The following is a 21,015-nucleotide window of genomic DNA, read 5'->3' as shown; positions in this document are numbered from 1 at the left end:
TTATTTCAGGGATTTGCGATCCGCCGCCGAGCCGCTATCGGGAGTGGAAACAGCGGCATCCGACTGGGATTTGGGTTTGCGGAAAACCGTGACGGTTTGATATACGCCGCTATGGTAATCGTAAATTTCAATTTCGTGTTCTTCCCCGACCAATTTGCCTCGCTCTATGGTCAGCTTATTGGTCACGCCCGTCGCTTCCTCTTCGACCGCATACGCAACAACAGCAAAGGAAAAGCCCAACAATATCAAAGATAACGATTGCATTTTCATAGCGATTGACTGGAATAACGTAAACGCAGATCCGGACCGACTTGGCGAGTTTCGAGCAGGTGCAAGGCTTTTTTGTCCCGCAGGCTTTGTAGGCCCGGCAAGTGAAACAAGCCCAAACCCTCGCTACCCAAAACGCAGGGCGCCATGTAAAACAACCATTCGTCAACCAGTCCGCTGTCCAGCAAGGCGCCGTTCAAGGTCGCGCCGGCCTCGACCCAGACGCTGTTGATTTGCTGCTCGGCCAACAAACGGAAGGCTTGCGGCAAATCGACACGTCCGTTGCTGGCGCCGATCTGAAACATCCGGCAGCCGACCGCGCGCAAGCGCTCGGCCCTCTCGGTGTCTTCGCTACAAGTCAAAACCCAGACCTCGGCGCCGGCCTCGAACAGCTTCGCGGTCGGCGGCAAGCGCAAGCGGGAATCCAACACCACCTTAACCGGCGGCTCCAAGTCGAAATCGACACGGGCGCTCAAGCGCGGATCGTCGGCCAGCACCGTCGCGATGCCGGTGACGATCGCGCTGCTGGCGGCTCGCCAGCGCTGCACGTCGGCACGGGCTTGCGGCGACGTGATCCACTGGCTTTCACCGCTGGCCATCGCGGTGCGGCCGTCCAGGCTCATCGCCAGTTTGCTGCGTATCCACGGCAGACCGGACCGCATCCGTTTGAAAAAGCCTGGGTTGAGCTTTTCGGCTTCGGCTTGCAAAACGCCGCAGCAGACCTCGACGCCGGCGTCGCGCAGCTGTTGCAAGCCGCGTCCGGCCACCAGCGGATTGGGATCGACCATCGCCACGACGACCCTGGCGATACCGGCGGCCAGCAACGCGTCGGTGCAAGGGCCGGTCTTGCCGTGGTGGCTGCAAGGCTCCAGCGTTACGTACGCGGTCGCGCCGCGGGCGTCGGCGGCTTTGCTCAACGCATCGACCTCGGCATGGGCGAAGCCGGCCCGCTGCGTCCAGCCTTCGCCGAGGATTTCGCCGTCCCTGACCAATACGCAACCGACATGGGGATTGGGATCGGTCGTGTACCGCCCGCGCTCGGCCAACTTGATCGCGCGCGCCATGAAATAGGCGTCCGAACTAATCTGAGTCATGCTGTTGCAGCGTCTCTATCATCCGGGTGAATTCGCTGACATCCTGAAAACTGCGATAAACCGACGCGAAGCGCACGAAGGCGACGTGATCGAGTTGGCTGAGTTCCTGCATCACCAGTTCACCCAAGGCCAACGCCGGAATTTCCCGCTCGCCGCGGGTGACCAGTACCTTCTTGATCCGGCTGATCGCCGCTTCAACCGCATCGACTTGAACCGGCCGTTTTTCCAACGCCCGCAACATGCCGGCCCGCAACTTGTTTTCGTCGAAGCTCTGTCTGGCGCCGCTACGCTTGACGATGCGCGGCAGCGCCAATTCGACCACTTCGAAGGTGGTAAAGCGCTCCTTACAGGCCACGCATTCGCGGCGGCGCTTGACCTGATCGCCATCGTCGGCCAAGCGGGTATCGATGACGCGGGTGTCTTGCGCGGCACAAAACGGACAACGCATATCGGCAAACTATCCAGACTAAAAGCCGGCCATTCTATTACATAACCGGTTTTTCTCGAAATCCGCCGCTCAAGACATGCCGCGATCCGGCAGAACGCCGTCGGCGATCGAACGGATATGCACGTCGCGTTGCGGGTAGGGAATCTCGATATGATGGGATTGCAACGCCTTGTAGATGCCGACGTGCAATTGGTGGGTCACCGTCGCCCGCTCGGCGAGTTCGCTGACAAATACCTGGATTTTGAAGTCCAGAGAACTCTCGCCGAAACCGACGAAATTCACCGCCGGCTCCGGCTCCGGCAACACCAGCTCGGTTGCCGTGATGGCCTCGCGCAAGATCCGCTCGACAGTCTCGATATCGCTGCCGTAGGCCACGCTGACCGGAACCATCACCCGGGTGACGGTATCGGACAGGGTCCAGTTAATCAAACGGTCGGTGATAAAGGTTTTATTCGGCACCACCAGTTCCTTGCGATCCCAATCGACGATGTGGGTCGCGCGCATCTGAATCCGGCTGACCCGGCCGGTGACATCGCCGACCGTGACGGTATCGCCAACCCGAATCGGCCGCTCGAACAGCAAGATAATACCCGACACCATATTGGCGAAAATTTCCTGCAAGCCAAAGCCCAGGCCGACCGACAGCGCCGCGACCAGCCATTGCACTTGCGACCAACTGCCGCCGAGTTCGTTGGCCACCGCCAGAAAGGTAATCGCGGTCAGCGTGTAACGCACCAGTTGGATCAGGGCGTAGCGGCTGCCGGCCGTCATCGCGAATTTGCCGACCGTCAGCAGATCGACCAAGGCCGGGAAATTGCTGGCGAACACGAAGGCCAAACCGCCGTAGAGCAAGCAAATCAGCAAATTGATCAGCGTGACCGGTTGCGGCACCTCCTTGCCGTCAACGACCTGGCCGTATTGCCAAAGCACCACGTTATCGAATACCGAAAAGGCCGGCAGAATGTCGCTCCAGATCGCCCAAAAGCCGATCAGCATCGTCGCCATGACCAGCGTCGTCAACAGCTTGCGCCCCTGCTGATTGATCTTGGTGATGTCCAGCAAATCCTTGTCGGGCGCGAAAGCCTCGTCCGCGGCGCTGCTGGTTTGCACTTGCTCGGCCTGCTTGCGCTTTTGCTTGGCGTTGCGCAAGGCCAATTGCCGCTCGGTATGCCGAAACCAACGTAAAATCAGCGCATACAGCAATGCCGTGGCGAACATCAGCCGCAAGCTGAAGACCAGTTTTTCGTACAGCTCCAGCGCGCTTTGGTAATATCCCGCCACCGCAAAGCCGACGATGACCAGCGGAGTCAACACCGCGATCGCGTACCAAACGAAGCGCAAGCGGCTCAACCAACCGTGCGACAGCCGGTAAAAACTCTTGGCCAGACCGGTTTGCGGCTGGGCCAGACAATGAAACACGTAGGTAAACGCCAGCATCAACACGATCAGCGCGGTGCGTCCCAATGCGTAGCTGTGCTCCGAAAACAAATCGCTACCGGTCATCGCGGTCACAAACACGCTGGGCACCAGCAAAAACCGTAACCATTTGATTTGGCGGTACAGCAACTGCGTGACTTGGTTGGGCCACTGAAACAAGCTTTCCGCGACGCCGGCCGGCTTGAACAAGCGAAACGAAAATTGCGCCACGCACAGCGCAGACGCGGTGGAAAGCAGCCCTTCCGCGAACGAGCGGCTAAAGAAATCGGCGCGCGCATTCAGCGCCAGCACGCCACCTATCCAGGCCATCAGCAGCGCGCCGTACAAGGACAGCAAGCCCAGGTAAATCAATGCCGACAAGGTTTCGCCGACGCTGGCATTGACGGTATTGCCTTGCAATAAGCCCTCCAGCCGGCGCTTGACCGAGTTGCGAAACCGCCAATGCAGCACGACGATGGCCAAGCCGACCAGCACCGATACCGGATTGTGAACCAATCCCTCCCCAAACCCTTGGGCGACCTGCCGCCAATTTCCCGGGTTAAAGAACCAAGCGACCGAATGCACAATGTCCTTCAGATACTGCTGATCGATGACCGGCGCGCTCGGCACCCACAGCAAGCGCTGATCCAGATAGGCGCCGAATTTGTCCGCGATGCCCAGCATTTGCTGCAAACTGAAATCGACATCCCCCAACACGCGCGCGTATTCGGTGTAAGCCCCAGCCAAGCGGACCACCAAATCCTTCTGGTCGTTCAACAGCAAACGCAGCTCGGTACGGATTCGGAGCTTCTCGGCATCGTCGGTATCGGCCGGCAATTGCGCCACCCGGTTCAACAAGGTCTGATTGATATCGGACAGATTTTTCTTGGCTTCGTCGAGCTTGAAGCTTTCCAGGCTGGCCAGCGCGATCTGGTCTTGGATCTCGTCGTTCAGCGCGCCGAACTGCTTATGTTGCGGAATGTTGCGCCGCTGCTCGCGCAATAGATTCCCCAGCGCCGGACTCAAGCCCGCCAGCGAGATTTTTTGCTCCGCGCTCTGGTAGTCCTTTTCCAATTGCTTGTAACGGGCATCCATCTCGTTTTTTTGAATCAGATATTGCTCCATGTTCTTGTTGACCGACTGCAGGCTGCGGTTGTAGCGCATGTTTTCCTTGGTGGCCTCGCGGATCAACGGATGCTTGCCTTCGGCGTCCTTCTCCGCTTGCAACAGTTCGTCGCGCTCCTTGTCGATCAATTGCTGGCGGCGGTCCAATAGGTGATTGTCCAGATCGGCAATCAACATGGCCAGTTGTTCGCGCTGCAAATTCAATAGGTGAATTCGGTCCTTTTGCGCCTGCAAGCGTAGCGGATTGCTGATATTTTCCAGCTCCAGCGTCTTCAAGGTGCTGTTCAGCAACTTCAGCCGGGTTTCCAGCTGAATTTGACCGGCCTCTTTTTCGTAAAGATTGTCACCGCCCCGGCTAGCGAGCAATTGCTGTTCCTGCTGACTGCTGGCCTGCTTGCCCTTCAGCTCCGAAACCTTCTCCCTGAGTAATTGCGGCCGATTCATCAATTCGCCGATCTGCGCCTCTACCCGGCTGATTTCGGCATCCAAATCGCTGAGCTTGGTTTTTTCGATAATCAAACGCTGCTCCAGCTCGTCGGTCGGAAACAGCGTCCACCGTTCCGGCCGGCGATTCTTCAAGCTGGCTTCGGCTTCCTCGATCTGCTTGGCAATGCGCTTGGTTTCCAGCGGCAAGCTATTTAAAGCCTGCTTGAACGACTCGGCTTGAGCATCCTGGGCTTCGGTTTCGTTAAGGTTGTCCTCGCTTTCGTAATACGCGGACAGGATGCGGTTTTTCAGGTCCTCGCCCAGATTCTGCTTATCCTTGACGAACTGAATCCGCTGTTTGATGTCGGCAACCGACACCGGCTTGATGGCCGGCTTTTGATTTGCGGCGTGAGCAAGCGTTACACTGAAAAACAAAAATAGCAGCGGCCAAACCAGGCCGATTTTGAACGAATGTGGCTTCATGCGCGGTTCGAAAAACTTGAAAATAAACGGAAAATCATCATGAGCGACCGCGAAGGCGTGATCAAATACCGGCTGGAGCATCTGGCGGCGGAGCTGCCGACCGATTTCGGCTTCGCGGAGCTGAACGCCTGGCGGACCGTCATGCATCGCTTGGGCCTGATCGGCCGATTCGCCGACCGTTACGACGGGCTGGGCTTCGGCAACATCAGCCGGCGACTGGTTCCCGGCCGCGACGAATTTATCATTTCCGGCACCCAAACCGGCCATTTGCCGCGACTCGAGGCGGAGCAATTCGTCTGGGTCGTCGAGGCCGCTCCCGAGCAAAACCGGCTCTGTTCGCGCGGCGCCTGCCAACCGTCCTCGGAAGCGCTGACCCATGCCGGTGTGTATCGCGAATGCACTGAAGTACAGGCCGTCATCCACGTGCACAGCCCGGAGATCTGGCGGCAAACCGCCGCGTTGGCCCTGCCTCACACCGGCGCCGACGTTCCCTACGGCACGCCGGAAATGGCGGCGGCGGTCCAGGCGCTGTTAGCCGACCGGCAATTACAAAGCCTACCGCTGTTTACGATGCTGGGCCATCTCGACGGCGTCGTCGCGTTCGGTCCCAGCCTGGCAGACGCGGCCGGCGTACTAATCGGCCAATTGAGCCGGGCGATTGCTATTGAGCAATGCTCTCTAGCCCGCTAAAATGCCAGCATCCATTAGCATTTAATAATTTTTACCATGCCCGAAATCATCATTTATACCGCCAAGCTCTGCCCGTATTGCACGATGGCCAAGCGTTTATTCGACAAAAAAGGCGCAAGCTACACTGAAATCGACGTCGACAGCGAACCCGGCTTGCGCCAGGAAGTCATGGAAAAAACCCGCCGCCGCACCGTGCCGCAAATATACATTGGCGACCGCCACGTCGGCGGCTTCGACGACCTGTATGCGTTGGACGTGGACCGGGAACTCGACCCGTTGTTACAGGCTTGAAGGCTCTGCTATTTGATAATGACCAGTTGCACGCCGAAGCGGCAAGCCAAATCGTTCGACTCCACCCAAACCACCTTGCCGAGCGCGCTAAAACCCAATTGATTGACTTGCAGTTTGACCGGGGCGCCGATCTTCACCGAGGCCGGCCCCTGGATGCGCAAGCACATCCCCTCGGTCGAGCGATTGATGCCCTCGGCCGTGTAGCGGTCCTTATCGACGAATAGATCGACCTCGAAACTTTCAGACTTCCGATAGCCTCGCCGCCGCCGCCAAAGCTTCTGGGCGTTATGCACGACATCGCGAAACTCCAGCCCCATCATGATCCGGTTGCGTTCGCGCTTGACCCAAACGATATCGACCTCGCCGGCCAGCGACAGGGCTTCGACAAAGATCTCGGCGCGGCGATCCTCGGCCAACAGGCTCTCGAACTCGGCGATACCGCTGAGCAGTTCGCCGGGCTCCACTTCGATCATCGCGCCTTTCAACGAAACATCGTAACAACCGAGCTTCAATACCTCGCCGCCGACATATAAAAAACCCTCGGCGCTAAAGTTTTTCCGGTATTCCTTGCGGTCTTGAAACATACTGAAAATCCAGGTGGTAGATCGGACAAAGATAGCCGATATTTCGCGCTACGCTGAACCGGCCACTGTCGCGGAACCGGCCGTCGCAAGGTTAGCGGCCGATAAGCCCGTCAGCAAGTCGGCCTTGATGTCGTCGAGATTCTCCAGCCCGACCGAAATCCGCACCAAGCTGTCCTTGATGCCGGCTTCGGCGCGGGCTTCCGGCGTCAGGCGACCGTGGGTGGTCGTGGCGGGATGGGTGATCGTGGTTTTAACGTCGCCCAGATTGGCGGTAATCGACAGCATCCGGGTCGAATCGATCAGGCCCCAGGCCTCGTCCTTACCGCCGCGCAATTCGAAACTGACGACGGCGCCGAAGTGGCTTTGCTGGCGTCGGGCCAGTTCGTGCTGGGCATGCGAGACCAGTCCGGGATAATGCACCTTGGCCACCGCCGGCTGGCTCTCCAGCCACTGGGCCAATTCGAACGCGCGATCGCAATGCGCCTGCATCCGCACCGCCAAGGTTTCCAGACCGGACAAAAACACCCAGGCGTTGAACGGACTCATCGTCGCGCCGCCGGTCCGCAGATAGGGATAGACCTCTTTTTCGATCAAAGCCTCGCTACCCACCACCGCGCCGCCGACGCAACGCCCCTGGCCGTCAATATATTTGGTGGCCGAATGCACGACCAGATCCGCGCCCAACGTCAACGGCCGTTGCAGTATCGGCGTGCAAAACACGTTGTCCACCACCAACAAGGCCCCGTGGCGATGGGCAATATCGGCCAACGCGCGAATGTCGGCAATCTCGATCAGCGGGTTGGACGGGGTCTCCAGGAACAAAAACCGGGTATTCGGCTTGATCGCCGCCTCCCAGGCGGCCGGATCGGTCAAGGTCACGAAGTCGGTTTCAACGCCGAATTTGCCGAAATAATTCTGAAAGGCCAACACGGTGTTGCCGAATACGCTGCGCGAGCACACCACGTGGTCGCCGGCCTTCAGCAAGGCCATACCGACCGCCATGATGGCCGCCATTCCGGAGGCAAACGCCAAACAGCGTTCGCCGTGCTCCAACAAGGCCAGCCGCTCCTGGAAGGCCGCGACCGTCGGGTTGGTAAACCGCGAATATATATTGCCGGGCTGCTTGCCGGTAAAGCGCAACGCGGCTTGTTCGGCGGACTGAAACACGTAGCTGGAGGTCGTGAATATCGGCATGCTGTGCTCGTCTTCGTGGCTTCGGCGGTGGCCGGCCCGAATCGCCTGAGTTTCCGGCCCGAAGTCTTGCCAATCGAATTCGCTCATTATTTGGCTACCTGCATGTCGATGATGAAGTTGCTGCCGTTGCGCTGCGACTGTGCATGATCGTTGCGCAAGGCCTCGATACGCGCCAGATACGCCATGTCGATGTCGCCGGTGATGTATTCGCTGCTAAAGCACGATGTGTCGAAATGCTTGATGTTGGGATTGCCCCTGCCCACCGCTTCGATCAAATCGCTCAGATCTTGAAATATCAATTTGTCGGCGCCCAGGGCCTTGCAAACGTCCTCCTCGCTACGGTCGTGGGCGATCAACTCGCGCGCCGCCGGCATGTCGATGCCGTAGACGTTGGGATAGCGCACCGGCGGGGCCGCAGACGCGAAATAGACCTTCTTGGCGCCGGCATCGCGCGCCATTTGAATAATCTGTTCGGACGTGGTGCCGCGCACGATCGAATCGTCGACCAGCAACACGTTCTTGCCGTCGAATTCCAGCGAAATCGCGTTCAGCTTCTGCTTGACCGATTTTTTGCGCATCTTCTGGCCGGGCATGATGAAGGTCCGACCGATATAACGGTTTTTCATGAAGCCTTCGCGGAACTTGACTCCCAGATCATGGGCGATCTGGGAGGCGGCGGTCCGGCTGGTATCCGGGATCGGAATCACCACGTCGATGTCGTGATCCGGCCATTCCCGCTGAATTTTTTCGGCCAGCTTCTTGCCCATCCGCATTCTGGCCTTGTAGACCGAGATATTGTCGATGATCGAGTCGGGGCGCGCGAAATAAACGTATTCGAAAATGCACGGACAATGGTCGGTGGTTTCGGCGCATTGGCGGGTATGCAGTTTGCCGGAAGCTTCGATGAACACTGCTTCGCCGGGCGCCAAGTCGCGAATCAAGCGAAAATCCAACACGTCCAGCGCCACGCTTTCCGAGGCTATCATGTATTCGGTGCCTTCATCCGACTTGCGCTCGCCGAACACGATAGGGCGAATGCCGTGCGGATCGCGAAAACCCAACACGCCGAAACCGGCGATCATCACGACCACCGCATAGGCGCCCCGGCAGCGTTTGTGGACCGCGCTGACCGCCTGAAACACATCGTCGACGGTCAAACGCAGCTTGCCGAATTGTTGCAGCTCGTGGGCGAACACGTTCAGCAACACCTCGGAGTCCGAGTCGGTGTTGATATGGCGTTGATCGTCCACGAATACCTGCCGCTTCAATTCCTCGGTGTTGGTCAGGTTGCCGTTGTGCGCCAGGGTCAGGCCGAACGGCGAGTTGACGTAAAACGGTTGGGCTTCGGCCGAACTGGTGCAACCGGCGGTCGGGTAGCGAACATGGGCGATGCCCATATTGCCTTTCAGCTTCATCATTTGCTCGGTTGAAAACACGTCGCGCGCCAGGCCATTGTCCTTGCGCAGATGCAAGCGCCCGCCGTCGCAGGTGACAATGCCGGCGGCGTCCTGGCCGCGATGCTGCAACACCGTCAAGGCATCGTAGAGATCCTGGTTAACGCTTTGATAAGAAACGATTGCCGCAATACCACACATAGCTGTTCCGATTTAACGATAATGAATGTAATCCGCCAAGCCCGCCGGCATATGGTTTTTCAACCACACGGCCAGGGCTTGGAACGGCGGAATGAGAACCGACTGTTTCCACCAGGGGTCTTCCGGCAGCGGCGTGACGCCGGCCATCATCACCAACAAGGCCACCAGCACCGAACCGCGCACGATGCCGAACAGCATACCCAACAAGCGATCGCTACCGGTCAATCCGGTGGATTCGATCAACTGGCTCAACAAAAAGCTGATCAAACTGCCCAGAATCAAGGTCGCGAAAAACAGTAACGCAAACGCGGCGGCGGCGCGGGCCGACGGATAGCTGATCGTCGACTGCAACAGCACCGCCACATCGTGGCTGTAGTGCACGCCGACCCAGACCGCGACCGACCATATCGTCAGCGCGAAGGCCTCCTTGACGAAGCCGCGAAACAAACCCATCAGGGCCGAGCCGCCGACGATGACGATAATCAGGTAATCGACCCACAGCATTTGCCGCCAAGGCACAAAATCCAGCATCGTTTAAGCCAGGCCCGTTTAGTTTACTCGTCCGGTGAAACGAAACTATTGACGTTGATTTGCGCCAGTTTAGCCTTGATCGCTTGAGCCTTGACCTTATCGACGATCGGTCCGATGCGGACCTTGAAAACCGAGCCCTTGTCGGTGGCGTACTCCTTGACCGACGCGGCGAAGCCTTGTTGTTTCAGGCTGTCTTGCAACGCGGCCGCATTGGGTTTCTGGCTAAACGTACCCACCTGCAGATACCAGCGATTATTTTCGTCGGCCCCGACCGGCGCTTTAACCGCCGGCGCCGGGCTGGCGATCACCGGCGCGGCGGCCTCGGGCTTGGGTTCCGGCAGTTTGGCCGGCTTGGGCTTGGCAATGGCGCTGGGCGCCACCTGAGCCAAGGGCTGTACCACCGGTGCCGTGGTCGGCGCTGACAATTTGGTCGGACGCGGCGGCGGCACGTCTTCGGCTTCGGCCACCACCGGCTCTTCGTCGTCGCCCACGACCGGCGTCGGCGCGCGGGTCGGGGCCGGCACTGGGGCCACTTTCTTGGGAATCGGCAAAGTTTCCCGAGCGCCCAGTTTCAATTGCGGCTTCGGCGCTTCGAGAGCCGCTTCGCCTTCGCCTTCGTCCACTACTCGCGCGCCAGCGGCCGGCTCGCTGCCCACCGGTTCATTCGGCGCCTGAGCGTCCACGACCGCTTCGGGTTTGTCGGGCAACGGCATGAATTCGACATCCTGAGTCTTGGCCGGCACTTCCGGGATTTTCAATTCGTTGATGGTTTTACCGGTTTCGTCGATCGGGTCATCGAACAACATCGGCACGAAGATGGCGGCCAGCGCAGTAATCACCGCGGCTCCAATCAAACGTTGCTTTAACTCCTGATCCATACTCAATCACCTCTGGGAAAATTAGATAAATATTCGGATACCAGAAAAAAAGAACCGAAAACCAGCGTCAATTCGCCGGGCGCGGCCTGCCCGCTGGCGGCGCGGTAGGCGGCGGAGAAATCCGGATAACCGTCGCGAACGCGGCCGCGCAGTTCGGGCGGAAACAGCGCCGCGATCGCTTCGGGCGAGGCGGCGCGCGGATTGGTCAACGGCGCCAGATACCACTCGGCCACCCGATCGGCCATGATCCGAATCACGCCGGCGATGTCCTTGTCCTTCATCATCGCGAACACCGCGCGAATCTTGGTATTGGGGAAGCGTTCGCTCAGATACTCCAGCAAGGTCCCCACCGCCTGCGGATTATGACCGACATCCAGCAACACCGGATGGCTGCCGTCGATCAGTTGAAACCGGCCATTCAAACGGGCCTCGGCCAGGCCTCGCCGTATCGCCTCGTCGCCGACCGGCAGGCGATCGTTCAAGGCCCGAACGCCGGCGATGACCGCCGATGCGTTGCGGTATTGGTGTTCGCCCTGCAAGGCCGGCACCGGCAATCCGCTCAGTTCGGCGGATTCGCTCAGCCAATCCCAGACTTCGCCCTGTTTCCGATAACGGTAGGCGGCTCCGATGCGCAAGGTCAGCGCACCGGTTTCCGATGCGGTCGCCAATAGCGAAGCCGGCGGATGTTCGTCACCGATGATGGCCGGAACGCCGGCCCGAAATATACCGGCTTTTTCGCGACCGATGGCTTCAACGGTATTGCCCAGCCAATCGACGTGATCCAGCGCGATCGTCGTCACTAAAGCCGCGTCGGGATCAACGATGTTGACCGCATCCAACCGGCCACCAAGACCCACTTCCAGCAATTGCACATCGACACCGGCGCGGGAAAACAAATCCAGCGCCGCCAGCGTGCCGAATTCGAAATAACTTAGACTGGTCTCGCCGCGCGCGGCATCGATGCGGGCGAAGGCGTCGCAAATCTCCGCATCGCCGGCCGGCCGGCCGGCGATGCGGATACGTTCGTTATAACGCAGAATATGCGGCGACGTGTAAGCCCCGACTTTATAGCCCTGAGCGCGGTATATCGCTTCCAAAAACGCCACGCAGGAGCCTTTGCCGTTGGTGCCCGCGACCGTCACGGTCAGCGGTTTGGCGCCCGGCCGTCCGAGCTTGGAATAGACGCCGGCCACCCTGGCCAACCCCAGGTCGATGGACTTAGGATGAAGTTGTTCCTGCCAGTTTAGCCATGCCTGAAGCGTCTCGAAGCGCGCCATTGCGACCGCGACTACCCCAGACCTGTCCCGGCATCGCCGGAATCCGCGGAACTCTCGCCGCTCCCCGCCGCGCCGGCCGAACGGCCAAAGCGCAACATCGCCAGAATCGACGCAATTTTTTCGCGCATTTCCCGGCGATCGATAATCAGGTCAATCGCGCCGTGTTCTTGCAGAAATTCACTACGCTGAAAACCTTCCGGCAGTTTTTCACGGACGGTCTGCTCGATCACGCGCGGCCCGGCGAAACCGATCAGAGCTTCCGGCTCGGCGGCATTGATGTCGCCCAGCATCGCCAAACTGGCGGATACGCCGCCCATCGTCGGATCGGTCATGAACGAGATATAGGGAATCCCGGCATCCGCCAATTTGGTCAGAGCCGCACTGGTCTTGGTCATTTGGAACAACGAATACAGCGACTCCTGCATGCGCGCACCGCCGCTGGCGGTAAACACGATAAAAGGAAAGCCGGTCCGCAAGCTTTCGTTGACGCCGCGCACAAAGCGTTCGCCCACCACCGAGCCCATTGAACCGCCCATGAAGCCGAAGTCGAAGGCCGCCGCGACGATGCCCTCGCCCATCAACTTGCCGCGCATCGTGACCAATGCATCGTTTTCGTTACTTTGCTTCTGCGCCTGCTTGATGCGGTCCTTGTAACTCTTGCTGTCCTTGAATCGCAGAGGGTCGCTGGGTTTCAGGCCGGCGCCGATTTCGACGCGCTCGCCTTCGTCCAAAAAGATGTCCAGCCGTGCCCGCGCCGAGATGCGCAAATGGTGGCTGCATTTCGGGCAAACATGGAAATTCTTGACCAACTCGGCATTGAACAAAATTGCGTCGCAACGCGGACACTTGCTCCACAGACCTTCGGGCACCGAGGTACGCTTCGGAGTACTTTCGGTCCGGATCACCGAGGGAACTAATTTTTCAAACCAACTCATGCGTAGACTACTCCGCTAACCACTGTTCAACTATCCATCGCTTGGCGCATGGACTTCAACAAACCGATGATTTCACGCCGGGCCTGCTCCGGATCATCGAGATTCGCCTCGATCTTGCTGATCAACGCGCTGCCGACCACCACCCCGTCGGCGATATTGGCAATGATTTTCGCGGTTTCGGCATCCTTGACGCCGAAGCCCACGCCCACCGGCAGATCGGTGTTGGCTTTGATCAATTGCAGTTTTTGCTCGACATCGGCGGTATCCAAATGGCCGGCGCCGGTGACGCCTTTCAACGAAACGTAATACAAGTAACCGCTACCGACCGCGTGCATCTTTTGAATCCGCTCGGCGGTCGTGTTCGGCGCCAATAAAAAGATCTGGTCCACGCCTCGTTCGCGCAACAGCGCGACGCACTCGTCCGACTCTTCCGGCGGCAAATCGACGGTCAACACGCCATCGACGTCGGCGCGTTGCACCGCATTGGCAAAACCTTCGTAACCCATGATTTCGATCGGGTTCAGATAACCCATCAACACCAGCGGCGTGGTTTGGTCGGTCTTGCGAAATTCCATCGCCATCGCCAACACCTTGCGCAAGCCAACATGGTGAGCCAGGGCGCGTTCGCTGGCCCGTTGTATCACCGGACCGTCGGCCATCGGATCGGAAAACGGCACGCCGAGTTCGATCACGTCTGCGCCGGCGGCGACCATTTCGTGCAACAACGGCACCGTGAATTCGGGATAGGGATCGCCGGCGGTAATGAACGGGATCAGCGCCTTGCGGCCGGCGGCCTTCAGTTCGGCGAATTTGGCGGCTAAACGGCTCATAGACTGATTCCCTCGCGTTGCATGATGGTGTGCATGTCCTTGTCGCCGCGACCGGACAAATTAACGATGATCACTTGATCCTTGGCCATCGTCGGCGCCAATTTCATCGTGTACGCCAATGCGTGGCTGGATTCCAACGCCGGAATGATGCCTTCCATCCGGGTCAAGGCGTGAAAGCCCGCCAAGGCTTCGTCGTCGGTGATGTTGGGATATTCCGCGCGGCCGGTGTCTTTCAGCCAAGCGTGCTCGGGGCCAACGCCGGGATAGTCCAGACCGGCCGAAATCGAATGGGTTTCGATGATTTCGCCGTCGTCGTCGGCCATCAGATAGGTGCGGTTGCCGTGCAGCACGCCGGGCCGGCCGGCCGACAGCGGCGCGGAATGGCGGCCGGTGGCGATGCCGTCGCCGGCCGCTTCGACGCCGTACATTTTGACGCCGGCATCGTCGATGAAGTGGTAGAACAAGCCGATGGCATTGGATCCGCCACCCACGCAGGCGACCAACGCGTCCGGCAATTTGCCGGCTTGGGCAAGACATTGTTGCCGCGCTTCGCGGCCGATCACGGCCTGGAAGTCGCGCACCATCGCCGGATAAGGGTGAGGGCCGGCCACGGTGCCGATGATGTAAAAGGTGTTGTCGATGTTGGTGACCCAGTCGCGCAAGGCTTCGTTTAGCGCGTCCTTCAGGGTTTTGGAGCCCGATTCGACCGGCACCACGGTGGCGCCCAGCAACTTCATCCGGTAAACGTTCAGCGCCTGGCGGGCCACGTCCACCGCGCCCATGTAGACCACGCATTCCAAGCCCAGCCGCGCCGCGACGGTCGCGGTCGCCACGCCGTGCTGGCCGGCGCCGGTTTCGGCGATGATGCGGGTCTTGCCCATGCGCTTGGCCAGCAAGGCCTGGCCGACGGTGTTATTGACCTTGTGGGCGCCGGTATGGTTAAGGTCTTCGCGCTTCAGATAGATTTGAGCGCCGCCCAAATGTTGGCTCCAGCGCTGGGCGTGGTACAGCGGCGACGGCCGGCCGACGTAATCGCGCAAATCGGCGTCCAATTCGGCGATGAAATCCGGGTCGCGGATATAGCGCTGATAGGCTTCGTTGAGCTCGGTGATGGCCGGCATCAACGTTTCCGCCACGAAAATACCGCCGTAAGGCCCGAAATGGCCCCGGGCGTCCGGCATCTGGTACTTGTCAGTCATAGTTCTAATGTCGCTTGGTTGGTTGTTCTTACAAAGTCAGCCATTTTCGCCGCATCCTTGACACCCTTGCCCGCCTCGACGCCGCTGCTGACATCCAGCGCATAAGGCCGCACCGCGCGCACCGCGTCGCCGGCATTTTCCGGCGTCAAACCGCCGGCCAGAATCAAAGGCAGTTGCCTGCCAGACGGGATCAAATCCCAATCGAAACGCTGGCCGCTGCCGCCCGGCATGCCGGGATGGTAAGCGTCCAACAACAATCCGGCCGCATCGGCGTAACGCCGTTGAAGTGCTTCAAGATCGCTATCCGCCGTCATCCGCACCGCCTTGATGTAGGATTTATCGTAGATTCCGCAAGCTTCCGGCGCTTCGTCGCCGTGAAACTGCAGGCAATCGAGTCGAACCCGGCTCAACGCCTCTCGCACGAAATCCGCTTCCGCATCGACGAACAATCCGACCACCGACACGAAGGCCGGCAAGGCTCGGGCTATCGCCGCCGCCGCGTCGAGAGCGACGTGGCGCGGACTGGGCGGATAGAACACCAATCCGATCGCATCGACCCCCAATGCCGCCGCGTAAAGCGCGTCTTCTACCCGGGTAAAGCCGCAAATTTTAATGCGGGTCCGCATCGAATCGCCTCTGAAAAAAAGCGGCGTAGGATAACACACCTACCCGCCGAGTCGGGCTAGGCGCCATCAAAAAAGGCCGAGACCGGCTGGACCCGAACCCGCGTTCCGGCCGTCGCGCCTTCAGTGGGCATGGCCGCCATGGTCTTCGGAAGAATGATCGTCGGCGTCCTCGGCTTCGCCCTCATGCCGGTGCAACTGGGCGGCGCCCTGGTTGACCTGGTCGGCGGCGCGAACGGCAACCCCGAACTTGTAAACCATCAAGCCGCCCAAGTCGGCGGTGAATACCAACAAGCCGGCAAGTACCAGCGACAACAAACCAAAGAGTTGATTGGCCGGTCCGCCGATCAACCCTCTGGCGATCAAGCGCCAAGCCGACAACAGCGTTGCCAAGATCAATACCGATATTCCCAGATGCTCATGATTTTCCATGATTTCATGGACATTCCCGCCGTGCGCGACATTGGCCGCGGCGATCAAACCCGCCGCGACCGTCGCGGCCGCGAATAGCGTACCGGCATATAAAAACCAACTGGCCGCGCCGCGCCAGGCCGGCTTGCCGGCCAAGCTGGCGACGATGTCGATCACGACGAATAAGAACAACAGCGCAATCGGAAAATGCACCAGCAATGGATGCCAGTTTTCCATCGCGGCGATTCCCGGTAGCAACTCGGCGAAATTTTCGCCGGGCGACCGGCCCGCCGCTGTTTCCAGCGCGGCCAGCCAAGCGGCCACGCTTCCGGCAATGCCGCCGCCACTATCGGCACCGCCATGTACCGCCATCGTCAAATGCTGTTGCCATCCCAACATACGTCCCCCGTTTTCGTTGAGCCTATCTCGATCCGGGCTTCCCAACCCGAACGTCAGTTAATTGCGATTTGCGCCGATGTCGTTAATGCCCGAGTCTTGCTTTCGGTAAATTCGGTGCCTTGCTGGCGCACGAACAGGGCTTGCAACTTTTCCTCGTCCGCCACCTTCATGCCCTCTTCGTGCCCCAAGCACAACAAGGCGGTGGACCAAGCGTCCGCGACCGTCGGATCGGCGTGAAACACGCTGACCGCAACCAAATCGTGATTCACCGGCCGACCGGTGCGGGCATCCAAAATATGACTGTAACGCTGGCCCTTGACGTCGAAAAAGTGCCGGTAAGTGCCGGAGGTCATCACCGCCATCGCCTCGTCCTTGGGCAGCGTCACGACCTTGTGCAACTCGCGCTCACCCGGCAACGGTTTTTCCACCGCGATCCGCCAGGACTTGCCGTCCGGTTTGTGGCCGTGGGTTTTCAATTCGCCGCCGATCTCCACCAGATAATCGACGACGCCTAATTGTTCCATGACTTCGCTGATTTTGCCGACGCTGTAACCTTGGGCGATCGACGACAAATCGATTCTGACCTTGGCCAGATGCTTGCGGATATGGTTGTCGTCCACCACCGCGATCTTGTCCATGCCGACGTTGACCATCGCATCTTGAATCGCGGCGTCTTCGGGGATCGCCAATTTGTCGTCCTTGAATCCCCACAAGTCGAACAAGGGCTTGATGGTCAAGTCGTAGCAACCGTGGCTGAGATGGCTGACTCGGTCGGCGGTTCGGAGCAAGCTCACGATTTGCGGATCGACGGTTTGACTTTCGGTGGACGGGTTGGCGTTAAATTGTTCGATCGACGAATCCGGCCGGTAATTGGACAGCACCTTGTCCAGATCGGTGAACGTCTGATTGACCGCGGCCTCGACTTGCTTGGCATCGACCGGCGCCGGCGACCAATAGCTAATGTTATAAGTCGTGCCCTGCGCGAAGCCGCTCAACTTTTCGATTGGCGGTAGCGGTTCCTGACAACCCGCCAACATCAACGCTTCCAGCAGCCCCACCATCCACAAGTACCGCATGCATCCCCCTTTTCGTTTATCCGTGACGATTATTATTAAATTTTTTCGCGCAACAGCGCCGACACCACTTTGAATTGCGGATGAGCGGCATCGCCCAACCATTCGAACAAAACCGATTCATGATTGGTCACGATCACTTGTCGAGCCTGCAAACGCCGCAGCGCCGATGCTTTGTGCTCGGAATTTCGGGAACAAACCGCATCGCCGACCACCTGCACCCGGTAACCCAGCTCCAACAAGTCGTAGGCCGACTGCAAGACGCAGACGTGGGCCTCCTGCCCGACCAGCACGACTTGCCGGCGACCTGTCGCGGCCAGCGCCTCGACGAAGCCGGCGGCCCGGCAACAGGAAAATCCGGTCTTGGCGAACACCGGCGTAGCGGGCGGCCAAACGGCGGCGATTTCGGACTGGGTCGGTCCCAAACCTTGCGGATATTGCTCGGTCGCCAATACCGGCACGTCCAAGCAGCCGGCGGCTTTCAGCAAGCGCAGCGTCGCGCTGCCGACCCTAGCCGCCTCGTCGCCCGGCATGGCCGCGCTCAAGCGCTGTTGCAAATCGACGACGACCAGCACGCTGTCCGAGCTATCGGCCAAATCCTGATGCGGCGCCATCGGTTTAAGCGTGTTTCATGATGCGGGCTTTCTCGCGTTGCCAATCCTTTTCCTTGGAGGCGACGCGCTTGTCGTGCAATTTCTTACCCTTGGCCAGACCCAGTTTCAGCTTGGCGCGACCGCGTATCCAATACATCGACAGCGGGATCAAGGTATAGCCCTTGCGTTCGACCGAACCGATCAATTTGGCCAGTTCGCGGGCGTGCAGCAGCAATTTCTTGCGGCGCACCGCATCGGGATTGACGTGAGTGGACGCCGACAACATCGGCGAAATGTGGGCGCCGCACAACCAAGCCTCGCCGCGGCGAATCTCGATATAGCTTTCCTTGAGTTGGATGCGGCCGTCGCGCAAGCTCTTGACTTCCCAGCCTTCCAAGACCAAACCGGCTTCGAACTGCTCCTCGATCGTATATTCGTGAGTCGCTTGGCGATTGACGGCGATGGTGTTATCGGTGGCTTTATTGTCCTTTTTTTTCTTGGCGGCCATGACTAGCGACGATGATTAAACTGACTGTAAACTGTAATTTTGATATTTTACCCGCACCCCCATCAAATAACACTTTAAATAACAGGGCCAGCAGCAATGAGCGACAAAACCCAATCCATCCACGGCGCATGGTCGTCCCGCTTCGCCTTTATATTGGCGGCCACCGGGTCGGCGGTCGGTTTGGGCAACATCTGGAAATTCCCCTACATCACCGGCCAAAACGGCGGCGGCGCCTTCGTGATGGTTTACCTGTTTTGCGTGGCGGCCATCGGCGTGCCGATCATGATCGCCGAAATCATGCTGGGCCGGCGCGGCCGGCAAAACCCGATCAACACCATGCAAAGCCTGGCCGCCGAAGCCGGCGCCGATCCGCGCTGGCAATACATGGGCTGGCTGGGCATGGTCGGCGGTTTCCTGATCCTGGGTTACTACAGCGTGATTGCCGGCTGGTCGATGGCCTATATTGTCAAATCCTTTACCGGCCAGTTTTTCGGCTCCGACGCCGGCGACATCAAAGCGCTGTTCGACGACTTGATGGCCAGCCCGATCCAGCAAATCTTCTGGCACACCGTGTTCATGCTGGCGACCATGCAAGTCGTGATGCGCGGCGTCCAGGGCGGTTTGGAAAAATCGGTGCGATTTCTGATGCCGGCCTTGTTTTTCCTGCTGCTGATTCTGGTCGCCTACGCGATGAGTTCCGGCGGCTACGCACAAGGCATCGAATTTCTGTTCAGCCCGGACTTCAGCAAAATCGACGCCGACGCGGTTCTGACCGCGATGGGCCACGCCTTCTTCACGCTGAGCCTGGGCATGGGCGCGATCATGGTTTACGGCTCCTATCTGCCCGGCCATGTATCCATCGCCAAAACCACCTTTTACATCGCCGGCGCCGACACCATCGTTGCGCTGCTGGCCGGTATCGCCATCTTTCCGCTGGTGTTCGCCAATAACCTGGAAGCCGCGGCCGGCCCCGGCCTGATCTTTCAAACCCTGCCGCTGGCTTTCGGCCACATGGGCGGCGGCTGGCTGTTCGGGCTATTGTTTTTTATCCTGCTATTTTTCGCCGCGCTGACCTCGTCGATTTCGATCATCGAGCCGGCCGTGGCCTGGCTGGTGGAGAACAAGGCTCTGCAACGCCGCGAAGCCTGCCTGTGGGCCGGCGGCGCTTGCTGGGCGCTGGGACTGGCGGTGGTGTTTTCGTTCAACATCTGGTCGGAACACAAGTGGTTCGACAAGAATCTGTTCGAGCTGCTCGATTATTTGACCGCCAATTTGATGCTACCGCTCGGCGGCCTGGCGATCGCGATTTTCGCCGGCTGGAAAATGAAACCGGCCCACGCCGAACAGGAACTGGAACTGCCGGCCCAAGGCTTCCAAGCCTGGCAATTTCTGATCAAGTACGTCGCCCCGGCCTCGGTCTTCCTGGTGTTCCTGCATGTGCTGGGGGTGCTGTAATGATCACCGTCGTGCAAAAAAGCGCGCTGGTCAAATTCTCGGCCAAACAGATGTTCGACCTCGTCGACGACATCGAGTCCTACCCCAAATTCCTGCCCTGGTGCGCCGGCAGCAAGGTGCTGAAACGCGAGGGCAACATCGTCGAAGGCCAGATCGACATCGCCAAGGCCGGATTCCACAAATCGTTCACGACCCGCAACAAATCCGATCAAGGCGGCAAGATTCAAATCAGCCTGTTGGACGGGCCGTTCAAATCGCTGGAAGGCTTCTGGAGCTTCATGCCACTACGCGAAGACGCCAGCAAGATTTCGCTGGATTTGGAGTTCGAAATCGCCAGCACCTTCGCCAGCCTGGCCTTCGGCCCGGTGTTCAATCAAATCTGCAATACCATGGTCGGCGCCTTCACCCAACGCGCCAAAGCCGTTTATGGCTAATGATTCGATCGCGGTGGAAGTTGCCTACGCAACCCCGGAGCGGCAAACCGTGATTGCCCTGAGCCTGCCGCCGGGCGCGACGGCCGAACAAGCCATCCAGACATCCGGCATCTTGGCCCGGCATCCGGAAATCGATCTGTCCGTTCAAAAATTCGGCATTTTCGGCGTCGTCGCCAATCCCAACGCAACGCTGGCCGATGGCGACCGAGTGGAGATTTATCGGCCGCTAAAGCAGAATCCAATGGAAGCGCGGCGG

At 59.2% G+C, this 21,015-nt stretch carries 23 protein-coding genes; 5 read left to right on the top strand and 18 right to left on the bottom strand.

The features are described from left to right. From AC3B8H_RS00115 to AC3B8H_RS00100, 4 genes are all read right to left on the bottom strand, one after another. Complete coding sequence (locus tag AC3B8H_RS00115; RefSeq protein WP_488439596.1) at positions 1–264, bottom strand: hypothetical protein; 264 nt, start codon at positions 262–264, stop codon at positions 1–3. Positions 265–266: 2 nt separating this feature from the next. Next, the gene (ribD, locus tag AC3B8H_RS00110; RefSeq protein ID WP_488439595.1) at positions 267–1,361 is read right to left on the bottom strand and encodes a bifunctional diaminohydroxyphosphoribosylaminopyrimidine deaminase/5-amino-6-(5-phosphoribosylamino)uracil reductase RibD; all 1,095 of its coding nucleotides are present in this window, start codon (positions 1,359–1,361) and stop codon (positions 267–269) included. Next, the gene (gene nrdR / locus AC3B8H_RS00105) at positions 1,348–1,809 is read right to left on the bottom strand and encodes a transcriptional regulator NrdR (protein WP_488439594.1); all 462 of its coding nucleotides are present in this window, start codon (positions 1,807–1,809) and stop codon (positions 1,348–1,350) included. The genes ribD and nrdR overlap by 14 nt, the downstream gene beginning before the upstream one ends. 69 nt (positions 1,810–1,878) lie before the next feature. Further along, the gene (locus AC3B8H_RS00100) at positions 1,879–5,259 is read right to left on the bottom strand and encodes a mechanosensitive ion channel domain-containing protein (protein WP_488439593.1); all 3,381 of its coding nucleotides are present in this window, start codon (positions 5,257–5,259) and stop codon (positions 1,879–1,881) included. 39 nt (positions 5,260–5,298) lie between these two features. Between AC3B8H_RS00100 and AC3B8H_RS00095 the strand changes: the two genes are divergently transcribed. Both AC3B8H_RS00095 and grxC read left to right on the top strand, forming a co-directional pair. Continuing rightward, positions 5,299–5,949, top strand: a complete 651-nt coding sequence (locus tag AC3B8H_RS00095) for a class II aldolase/adducin family protein (RefSeq protein ID WP_488439592.1) — start codon at positions 5,299–5,301, stop codon at positions 5,947–5,949. A 36-nt stretch (positions 5,950–5,985) separates the two neighbouring features. Then, a complete protein-coding gene (gene grxC, locus AC3B8H_RS00090) occupies positions 5,986–6,240 on the top strand; it encodes a glutaredoxin 3 (RefSeq protein ID WP_488439591.1) in 255 nt (84 codons plus the stop codon). An 8-nt stretch (positions 6,241–6,248) separates the two neighbouring features. Here the strand turns inward: grxC and AC3B8H_RS00085 are convergent, their stop codons facing one another. The 14 genes from AC3B8H_RS00085 to smpB form a co-directional block, all read right to left on the bottom strand. After that, positions 6,249–6,824, bottom strand: coding sequence for a PilZ domain-containing protein (locus tag AC3B8H_RS00085; RefSeq protein WP_488439590.1), 576 nt, complete (start codon positions 6,822–6,824; stop codon positions 6,249–6,251). Positions 6,825–6,872: 48 nt separating this feature from the next. Then, positions 6,873–8,105: an O-succinylhomoserine sulfhydrylase gene (locus AC3B8H_RS00080; RefSeq protein WP_488439589.1), complete on the bottom strand. Its 1,233-nt coding sequence runs from the start codon at positions 8,103–8,105 to the stop codon at positions 6,873–6,875. Then, on the bottom strand, positions 8,105–9,613 hold the full coding sequence (gene purF / locus AC3B8H_RS00075) for an amidophosphoribosyltransferase (RefSeq protein ID WP_488439588.1): 1,509 nt from the start codon (positions 9,611–9,613) through the stop codon (positions 8,105–8,107). Before purF ends, AC3B8H_RS00080 begins: the two co-directional genes overlap by 1 nt. 12 nt (positions 9,614–9,625) lie before the next feature. Then, positions 9,626–10,144 carry a CvpA family protein gene (locus AC3B8H_RS00070; protein WP_488439587.1) on the bottom strand — a complete coding sequence of 173 codons (519 nt, stop codon included), beginning with the start codon at positions 10,142–10,144 and terminating at the stop codon, positions 9,626–9,628. Positions 10,145–10,167: 23 nt separating this feature from the next. Further along, entirely contained in the window at positions 10,168–11,022 is an 855-nt protein-coding gene (locus AC3B8H_RS00065) for an SPOR domain-containing protein (RefSeq protein WP_488439586.1), read from the bottom strand. 2 nt (positions 11,023–11,024) lie between these two features. Continuing rightward, positions 11,025–12,299 (bottom strand): bifunctional tetrahydrofolate synthase/dihydrofolate synthase, encoded by a 1,275-nt coding sequence (gene folC / locus AC3B8H_RS00060; protein ID WP_488439585.1) that lies wholly within the window; start codon positions 12,297–12,299, stop codon positions 11,025–11,027. An 11-nt stretch (positions 12,300–12,310) separates the two neighbouring features. Beyond that, positions 12,311–13,234, bottom strand: a complete 924-nt coding sequence (accD, locus tag AC3B8H_RS00055; protein WP_488439584.1) for an acetyl-CoA carboxylase, carboxyltransferase subunit beta — start codon at positions 13,232–13,234, stop codon at positions 12,311–12,313. A gap of 26 nt (positions 13,235–13,260) precedes the next feature. Beyond that, complete coding sequence (trpA, locus tag AC3B8H_RS00050) at positions 13,261–14,064, bottom strand: tryptophan synthase subunit alpha (protein ID WP_488439583.1); 804 nt, start codon at positions 14,062–14,064, stop codon at positions 13,261–13,263. Continuing rightward, entirely contained in the window at positions 14,061–15,263 is a 1,203-nt protein-coding gene (gene trpB / locus AC3B8H_RS00045) for a tryptophan synthase subunit beta (protein WP_488439582.1), read from the bottom strand. The genes trpA and trpB overlap by 4 nt, the downstream gene beginning before the upstream one ends. Next, positions 15,260–15,889, bottom strand: coding sequence for a phosphoribosylanthranilate isomerase (locus tag AC3B8H_RS00040; protein WP_488439581.1), 630 nt, complete (start codon positions 15,887–15,889; stop codon positions 15,260–15,262). The genes trpB and AC3B8H_RS00040 overlap by 4 nt, the downstream gene beginning before the upstream one ends. A 120-nt stretch (positions 15,890–16,009) precedes the next feature. Continuing rightward, on the bottom strand, positions 16,010–16,696 hold the full coding sequence (locus AC3B8H_RS00035) for a DUF2231 domain-containing protein (protein WP_488439580.1): 687 nt from the start codon (positions 16,694–16,696) through the stop codon (positions 16,010–16,012). 53 nt (positions 16,697–16,749) lie between these two features. Beyond that, complete coding sequence (locus AC3B8H_RS00030) at positions 16,750–17,772, bottom strand: FAD:protein FMN transferase (RefSeq protein ID WP_488439579.1); 1,023 nt, start codon at positions 17,770–17,772, stop codon at positions 16,750–16,752. Positions 17,773–17,807: 35 nt separating this feature from the next. After that, entirely contained in the window at positions 17,808–18,383 is a 576-nt protein-coding gene (locus AC3B8H_RS00025) for an isochorismatase family protein (RefSeq protein ID WP_488439578.1), read from the bottom strand. Positions 18,384–18,387: 4 nt separating this feature from the next. Further along, complete coding sequence (smpB, locus tag AC3B8H_RS00020) at positions 18,388–18,870, bottom strand: SsrA-binding protein SmpB (protein ID WP_064026282.1); 483 nt, start codon at positions 18,868–18,870, stop codon at positions 18,388–18,390. Between the two features lie 96 nt (positions 18,871–18,966). On the opposite strand from smpB, the gene AC3B8H_RS00015 reads away from it, so the two are divergent. The 3 genes from AC3B8H_RS00015 to AC3B8H_RS00005 form a co-directional block, all read left to right on the top strand. Next, entirely contained in the window at positions 18,967–20,325 is a 1,359-nt protein-coding gene (locus AC3B8H_RS00015; RefSeq protein WP_488439577.1) for a sodium-dependent transporter, read from the top strand. Then, positions 20,325–20,759: a type II toxin-antitoxin system RatA family toxin gene (locus tag AC3B8H_RS00010; protein ID WP_082885402.1), complete on the top strand. Its 435-nt coding sequence runs from the start codon at positions 20,325–20,327 to the stop codon at positions 20,757–20,759. Before AC3B8H_RS00015 ends, AC3B8H_RS00010 begins: the two co-directional genes overlap by 1 nt. After that, positions 20,752–21,015: RnfH family protein (locus AC3B8H_RS00005; protein WP_488439576.1), on the top strand; the 264-nt coding region annotated here is incomplete at its 3' end. The genes AC3B8H_RS00010 and AC3B8H_RS00005, both read left to right, overlap by 8 nt.

The organism is Methylomonas sp. BG-2, from assembly GCF_057766305.1.
The sequence above is the reverse complement of the archived record's forward strand: the minus strand, read 5'-3'. Positions and strand labels throughout refer to the sequence as shown.